This is a genomic window from Desulforhopalus vacuolatus (assembly GCF_016918505.1).
GTDB lineage: Bacteria > Desulfobacterota > Desulfobulbia > Desulfobulbales > Desulfocapsaceae > Desulforhopalus > Desulforhopalus vacuolatus.
Genome location: NZ_JAFFPZ010000032.1, coordinates 20187 through 28578, shown reverse-complemented (window position 1 = coordinate 28578; position 8392 = coordinate 20187). Strand labels below are relative to the sequence as shown.

The following is an 8392-nucleotide window of genomic DNA, read 5'->3' as shown; positions in this document are numbered from 1 at the left end:
ATAAAGCGTAAATCACTCATCTTAGTATAGAGTTAAAATGAAGATCATCTCTTGCTTGACAACATCTTGAATGTTTGACGTTTTTTTTTAAAAAAATATTTTTTTTGCAAGGTGCGAAATATAAGCTACATGAGGCTTTTCTCAATCATTGTAGAAACGCCCGTTGTGCTGGAGACGCCCAAATTGGTCGTCTCTACAAAAACCTTTTGCTTTTTCCTGCCTCCCGTCTCCTTTCTCCCTTTTCCCGTCCCTGCCTTTGAATCCGCCAATACAAAATGGAAATGGTATGCGTTCAATAACGCACCATGGGATGTTTGATCTCTGGGGTGTACACTTGTCTGCATGAGTCCTCCCGACTTGATATCCTGTCATAGTAAATGGTTGATTGTACTACTTGTAACTCCTGTTACTCCTGTAATACCATTTTTACTTTGTACTGACCCAAAAACACGACAGGAGAAGCAGGGTGATACATTAATTTCATTGCAGAAACATCTGTTGTGAGATGAGCCGCCTGTTGTGCTGAAGACGCCCCAATTGGGCGTCTCTACAAGGACATCCTTCCCACAAAAACAACGCCATATTGCCAGCACTGGGAGTTATCGCGGCAGAATTGTATCCGGATTTGTATAATCAATACCCGTAATATACATCGCCGACATCGTAGAGACGCCCAATTGGGGCGTCTGTCCCACCTGCCTTTGAATTCACCAATACAAAATGGAATTGGTATAACAAGAGAGGATGACAGGGCAGGGCGCCGGGGCTGATACCATGGAGAATGCGTATTGCAATAAACCCTTGTGGCAGTAGATTGGGTTCTGTGAGGATATCCGGTTTCAGGCGATTCTGTGATCGAAAATTGATTTTGACCAATTTTTATAATAGAGCAGGCTTCTCAAGGAGTATTGATGGCAAAGAAAAAAGCAGCACCGAAAAACGATAAAGGTTTTGAAGAGTCTCTGTGGGATTCGGCGAACCGACTGCGGGGAAGTGTCGAGTCTTCTGAATATAAGCACGTGGTGCTGAGTTTGATCTTTCTCAAGTTTGTCTCGGACAAGTTTGAGGAACGTCGGGCGGAGCTGGTGGCGGAGGGCAAGGAGCAATACACCGATATGGTGGAGTTTTACACCATGAAGAACGTCTTCTATCTGCCGGAGACGTCCCGCTGGAGCCATATTCAACAACATGCCAAGCAGGGAGATATCGCCATCAAGATCGATTCGGCCCTGTCGGCGGTGGAGAAGAGCAATGCCTCCCTCAAGGGTGCCTTGCCGGACAACTACTTTTCCCGTATTGGGCTTGATGGCAGCAAGCTCTCGGCTCTGATCGATGCGATCAACAATATCGATACGGTGGCGGACAAAGCGGAGGATGTGGTCGGCAGGGTCTATGAATATTTCCTCGGCAAGTTTGCCGCCTCAGAGGGCAAGCTGGGAGGCGAGTTCTATACGCCCAAGTGCGTGGTTAATTTAATTGCCGAAATGATCAAACCCTACAAGGGCAAGATCTACGACCCCTGCTGCGGCTCAGGCGGTATGTTTGTGCAGTCGCTCAAGTTTGTGCAGAGCCACCACGGCAATACCAAAGATATCTCGGTCTACGGGCAGGAGTATACCGCCACCACCTATAAGCTGGCCAAGATGAATCTGGCGGTGCGCGGGCTTTCGGCCAATCTTGGTGAAGTCCCCGCCGATAGCTTTTTTAAGGATCAGCACCCCGATTTGAAGGCCGACTACATCATGGCCAATCCACCCTTTAATATGAAGGAGTGGCGGGCTGCCGATGAGTTGGTTCACGACTCTCGCTGGAGTGGGTATGAAACTCCACCCACCGGTAATGCCAACTACGCCTGGATTCTTCATATGGTCTCCAAGCTCTCTGAGCACGGTGTGGCTGGTTTTGTTCTGGCCAATGGCTCGATGTCGACCAACACCAAGGGCGAAGGTGCGATCCGCCAAAAGCTGGTGGAGAACGATCTGGTGGACTGCATGATTGCGATGCCCGGCCAACTTTTTTATACCACCCAGATTCCTGTTTGCCTCTGGTTCCTCAGTAAATCCAAAAAGGCCGACAGTGAGCGCGGCTATCGTAACCGGGAGGGTGAGACCCTCTTTATCGATGCCCGTAAGATCGGCTCGATGATTAACCGCACGCAAAAGGAGCTCCTGGCTGAGGATATTGCGGAGATTGCCAAAACCTATCATGCCTGGCGGGGTGAGGCGAAGGATGGGGTTTATGAAGATCAGGCTGGTTATTGCAAGTCGGCTACTCTCGAGGATATGCGGAAGCATGAGTATGTGCTTACACCTGGGCGTTACGTTGGTGCGGCACCTTTGGAAGACGACGGTATTCCTTTTGAGAGCAAGATGAGTGAGATGAGCCAGATGCTTTATGGGCAGATGGAGGAGTCTGCGAGGTTGGATGAGGTGATTCGGAAGAACTTGGAGGGGTTGGGTTATGGGGGTTGAATGGAACGAGTATTCATTAGGTGAGATCTCAGAGAACATATCCCGGCCATTCAATTTTTCAGGCCGTGAATCTGTTGTTTTTATTAATACCGGAGACGTTTTAAAGGGAGACTTTCTGCATGCCAACCGTTCAAGTCCGCAAGGTTTACCTGGACAGGCAAAGAAAAGAATTGTCGAAGGTGACATACTCTTTAGTGAAATTCGTCCTGCTAATAGAAGATATGCAGAAGTAACTTTTGATTCTGATGACTATGTGGTTTCCACGAAATTCATGGTTATTCGATTAACTTCGAAAGAAGTTTACCAACCGTTCTTTTTAATTCAGCTGACCAGTGAACAGACACTTCGAGAGTTTCAGAGAATAGCAGAATCACGATCTGGGACATTTCCACAGATCACTTTCGATGCAATATCATACTATCCATTTATTTTTCCACCCCTCTCCGAGCAAAAAGCCATTGCCCACATCCTGGGATCATTGGATGACAAGATTGAGTTGAATCGGCGGATGAATGCGACGCTGGAAGGGATGGCGCAGGCGCTCTTCAAAAGCTGGTTTGTGGACTTTGATCCGGTGATCGACAATGCCCTCGCCGCCGGTAATCCGATCCCCGAGGAACTTTCCGAGCGGGTGGAAGTGCGCCGCAAAGCCCTCGCGGATGGTTCCGTTAATCGCGAAGCCGCCAAACAATTCCCTGCCGCCTTTCGACTTACTGAAGAAATGGGCTGGATACCCGATGGGTGGGAGGTAAGCACAAGCGGTTCACTCTTTGACGTAAAAGATGGAACACATGATTCACCTAAGCAATCCGTTACAGGCAAATACCTGATTACGTCCCGTCATATAACAGGCAATAATATTGATTATTCAAATGCCTACTTGATCTCTGAAGAGGATTTTGAACAAGTTAACAAAAGAAGCAAAGTAGATCCGTATGACATCTTACTAACCATGATAGGGACAGTAGGTTCTCCTTTTCTTGTAATGGAAGAGGAAATCAATTTCGCTATTAAAAACATCGGCCTATTTAAAACTGGTGATAATCGAACTTTGGCCACCTATTTTTTCACATATTTAAAGTCAGACTTCATGAAAGCATTTATGGATTCTCGTCTTGCTGGAACAACTCAGAAATATTTAACACTTAAAATCCTACGAGGGCTTCCTGTTATATCTCCTCATTCCACTATAATGACATGTTTTGGGGTCCAGACGCTTCCTATATTCGATAAAATCCACTCAAATAATCAAGCTACAGCATCTCTAATTGCAATCCGCGACACTCTTCTCCCGAAACTCACTTCTGGGGAATTAAGCGTTCCCAATGGCCAATCACTTTCAAGGAACAATTCACTATGAGCTCCGAATTTAGAAAAGTTGTTGAAGCCGTAAATGTTGCGCAACAAGGATTGTATGAGAGGAATTCAGAATTCAATCAGTTTCACGATGATGTCACAGATAGTATTTTGGATGGGATAAGTAACAGTGAAATACTTTTTAAGTGCGATCCGTTCGCATACGAAGAAGCTCTGAATGAGTGGCAAAAAGGAAAGTTTGAGGATGATTTTGAATTGACTCTCAGTCTTTTAAGAAACTCATTAACTAAGGGACGAGTTGAAGACCTTGTTCATGTGCTCAAAAAGGGGAAAGTCGCTCCTTTTATTGGTGCAGGGTTGTCCATTCCATGCGGGAAAAAAAGTTGGCCAGCAATACTCAAAGAACTAGGCTCCCAATCCAAGAAAATAGATCAAGCTGAGTTGAATTTACTAATAGAAGCAGGAAAATACATTGAAGCCGCAGATTTGGTTGAAAACTGCCTACAGACACGACTGCGTGAATACATTAGAACATCACTTCCCGCTAGAGATATCACAGGTCCAATCAAAATACTACCAGACCTATCGAATGAGTGTGTTATTACAACAAACTTGGACAACATTATTGAGACCGTATATAGAAACGCAAAACGTTCGTTTGATGATGGATTTATGTATGGAACACAAGATAGCCATTTTATGCGACAATTTATTACGGGTGGAAGATGCCTCCTAAAGATCCATGGGGATTACCAGAATGAAGTCACCCAAGTCTTTACGAAATCTCAATATGCCGCCGCTTACGGCGAAGAGAAAATCCATTTCGACAAACCACTCCCTAAAGTCTTAAGACAGATTTATATCAGTAACACGCTACTGTTTCTTGGCTGCAGCCTTACTTACGATAAGACATTGGAGATTTTCAAACAAGTAGCCGAAAGCAATGAGTATCAAATACCATGGCATTATGCATTGTTAGAAACTCCTGAGAATGGGGACACCGAGGAAAGGGAAGAAATTCTCAGTCCACTACAAATCATCCCAATCTGGTATCCTTCCGGTAAACACGAATATGTTGAAGACTTCATGGGATATCTCGCCGCTCACAGAAATGGACAAGCATATTAGAATCTACATTTTGCATTTAGGAACTTGTTAAGACCATGAAATTCACCGAAGCCCAACTCGAAGCGGCGATCATAGAACTCCTCGGCGAGGCGGGGTATCCCCATGTACTTGGGGATACGATTGTCCGTCAGCCCGAAGAGGTTTTGATCAAGGCAGATCTGCGAATGTTTCTGGCCAGGCAGTACGCGGCGGACAACATCACGCCGGTTGAAATCGAGGCGGTGGTTCGGCAGTTGGACGCCTATTCGGCGGCAGATCTCTATGAGAGCAATAAGGCGATCATGAAGCTGGTCTCTGATGGCTTTCTGCTTAAGCGTGAAGACCGCGATCAAAAAGATCTCTATGTGCAGCTGATCGATTATTCGAATCTGGTGAAGTTTCGGGAACCGCAGGCGGGCGAGGTGCCGTGGATTGTGGCGGAGGAAACAGCGGTGTACCAAACGGGTGGCAACATCTTCAAAATGGTCAATCAACTGGAGATCATTGGTCATGAGAAGCGGATACCGGATGGGATTCTCTTTATCAATGGCCTGCCACTGGTGGTGTTTGAGTTTAAGAGTGCGATTCGTGAAGAGGCGACGATTCACGATGCCTTTGTTCAGCTGACGGTACGCTATAAACGCGATATCCCGGAGCTGTTTAAATACAATGCGTTTTGTGTGATCAGCGACGGGGTGAACAATAAGGCGGGCTCATTTTTCGCTCCTTATGAGTTTTTCTATGCCTGGCGCAAGACAGACGGCGGCGACCTGATCGAAAAAGACGGCATCGACTCGCTCTATTCCATGATCAAGGGATTGTTCCAGCCGACCCGCCTTTGCGATGTGATCCGCAACTTTGTCTATCTGCCGGACACCTCGCGACGGGAGGAGAAGATCCTGTGTCGCTATCCGCAATACTATGCGGCAACAAAGCTGTATCGAAACATCCTGCTCCATATTCGGCCCGATGGTGATGGCAGGGGCGGCACCTATTTTGGGGCGACCGGTTGCGGTAAGAGCTTTACCATGTTGTTCCTGGCGCGGTTGTTGATGAAGAGTGTGGATCTGGCCAGCCCGACCATCGTTTTGATCACGGACCGCACGGATCTGGATGATCAGTTGTCGGGCCTCTTTACCAATGGCAAGGGATATATCGGTGATGAGTCGGTGATCAGTGTGGAGAGCCGCACGCAACTGCGTGACCTGTTGAAGGGGCGTAACAGCGGCGGGGTGTTCCTGACCACCATTCATAAATTTACTGAGGATACGGAGCTGCTGACTGAGCGCAACAACGTGATCTGTATCTCGGATGAGGCACACCGCAGTCAGGTGAATCTGGATCAGAAGGTGAAAGTCACGGAAGACGGGGTGAAGCGGACTTACGGCTTTGCCAAATATCTGCACGACTCCCTGCCGAACGCGACCTATGTGGGCTTTACCGGCACACCCATCGATGCGACCCTGGATGTCTTTGGTGAGGTGGTGGATGCCTACACCATGACGGAATCGGTGGTCGATGAGATTACGGTGCGCATTGTCTACGAGGGCCGAGCGGCCAGGGTACTGCTCGACAACAGCAAACTTTCGGAGATTGAAGACTACTACGCCAGATGTGCGGATGATGGGGCCAGCGACTACGCGATTGAAAGCAGCAAACGGGCGAATCTACAAATGACTGCCATCCTGGGAGACCCTGATCGTCTGAAGGCATTGGCTGCAGACTTCGTCGACCATTATGAGGCACGTGTTGAAGAGGGCGCCACGATTGCCGGCAAGGCCATGTTCGTGAGCAGCAGCCGTCTCATCGCCTGTGATTTCTATAAAGAAGTCATAGCCCTGCGTCCCGAATGGGCAGAAGTGAAGGTATGCGCTGAAGGCGAAGAACTCAGCGAACAGGAAAAGAAACAGATCATGCCCATGGCACGCATCAACATGGTGATGACTCGTGGCAAAGATGATGAACCCGCTCTGTACGAGATGCTGGGGAGCAAAGAGTACCGCAAAGAATTAGACCGGCAGTTCAAGACCTCCAAATCAAATTTTAAAATAGCCATTGTGGTGGATATGTGGCTCACCGGATTTGATGTGCCTTTCCTCGATACCATGTATATCGACAAGCCGGTGAAACGGCATAATCTGATTCAGACCATTTCCCGGGTGAACCGGAAGTGTCAACAGAAAGAAAAAGGGTTGATCGTTGATTATATCGGGATCAAGAAGCAGATGAACCTGGCCCTGGCACATTACTCCAAAGGCGATACCGCAAACTTTGAGGATGTGCAGCAATCCATTGTGGTGGTCAGGGACCATCTGGACCTGATGCGGGCGATCTTTCACACGTTTGATACCTCTCTCTATTTCACCGGCCAGCCCATTGAGCAACTCCATTGCCTCAACATGGCTGCTGAATATGTCCAGAGAACGGACACGCTGGAGAAGCGTGTCATGTTCCTGACCAAACGGATGAAAGCTGCGTATGACATCTGCGTCGGCTGTGATGAATTTACCCAGGATGAGCGGGACCATGTCCATTTCTATCTGGCAGTTCGATCTATAGTTTTTAAGCTCACCAAAGGGGATGCCCCTGATCTCGCGCAAATGAATGCCAGGGTACACCAGATGATTGCCGAGGCCCTGCAAAGTGATGGGGTCGAAGAGATCTTCAAGATGGGGCAGGGGGATACTGCCGAGGTCGATATTTTTGATCCGGACTACATGGCCAAAATCGAAAAGATCAAGCTGCCGAACACCAAAATAAAGATGCTTCAGCAGTTGCTGGCCAGGGCGATTGAAGAGTTTAAAAAGGTCAACAAGCTCAAGGGTGTCGACTTTTCTAAACAGTTCAAAGTTCTGGTCGACAAATACAACGACCGGAGTGAGCAGGACGTTCTCAGGAGCGAAGTGCTGGAAAACTTCACCGATGAGATTATCGACCTCTACCACGCCATCAAAAAGGAGAAAGACTCCTTCACTGAACTGGGCATTGATTTTGAAGAAAAGGCCTTCTACGATATCCTTAAATCCCTCACCAGTAAATACGACTTTCACTACCCGGAGGAGAAGCTCCTCGACCTTGCCAAAAAAGTGAAAGTCATAGTCGATGATAAGGCTAAATATACCGACTGGAGCCAGCGCGATGACATCAAGGCTGAACTGAAAGTGGACCTTATCATCCTGCTCGCTGAAAATGGATACCCGCCGATTGATCGCGACGAAGTCTACAAAGATATCTTCGAACAGGCGGAGAACTTTAAGAAGAACCACAGCCGGATAAAAATGGAAAGAGTCTGAAAGCATTTACATTTTGTATTGGCGGATTCAAAGGCAGGTGGGACAGACGCCCAAATTGGGCGTCTTCAGCACAACGGACGTTTCTACAATGAGATCAACTTTACATCCTGTTTATCCATTCGTAATCGCCAAAAAAAATGTCTACGCAGTTGCGTTCTCTGGTCAGTAAAAAATGTGATTGGTATAACACGCCAAAAAACACAT

General features: G+C 47.5%; 4 protein-coding genes. All 4 read left to right on the top strand.

The annotated features are described in order from the left end of the window. The first annotated feature begins 911 nt into the window (after window positions 1-911). Genes JWG39_RS14015 through JWG39_RS14000 form a run of 4 tightly spaced genes read left to right on the top strand, consistent with a single transcriptional unit; the run spans window position 912 to window position 8188 of the window. Complete coding sequence (locus JWG39_RS14015) at window positions 912-2471, top strand: type I restriction-modification system subunit M (protein WP_205220045.1); 1560 nt, start codon at window positions 912-914, stop codon at window positions 2469-2471. Next, window positions 2461-3831 carry a restriction endonuclease subunit S gene (locus tag JWG39_RS14010; RefSeq protein WP_205220044.1) on the top strand — a complete coding sequence of 457 codons (1371 nt, stop codon included), beginning with the start codon at window positions 2461-2463 and terminating at the stop codon, window positions 3829-3831. Before JWG39_RS14015 ends, JWG39_RS14010 begins: the two co-directional genes overlap by 11 nt. Beyond that, window positions 3828-4916, top strand: coding sequence for an SIR2 family NAD-dependent protein deacylase (locus JWG39_RS14005; RefSeq protein WP_205220043.1), 1089 nt, complete (start codon window positions 3828-3830; stop codon window positions 4914-4916). The genes JWG39_RS14010 and JWG39_RS14005 overlap by 4 nt, the downstream gene beginning before the upstream one ends. Window positions 4917-4951: 35 nt before the next feature. Further along, complete coding sequence (locus JWG39_RS14000) at window positions 4952-8188, top strand: type I restriction endonuclease subunit R (RefSeq protein ID WP_205220042.1); 3237 nt, start codon at window positions 4952-4954, stop codon at window positions 8186-8188. The last annotated feature ends 204 nt before the right edge of the window (window positions 8189-8392 follow it).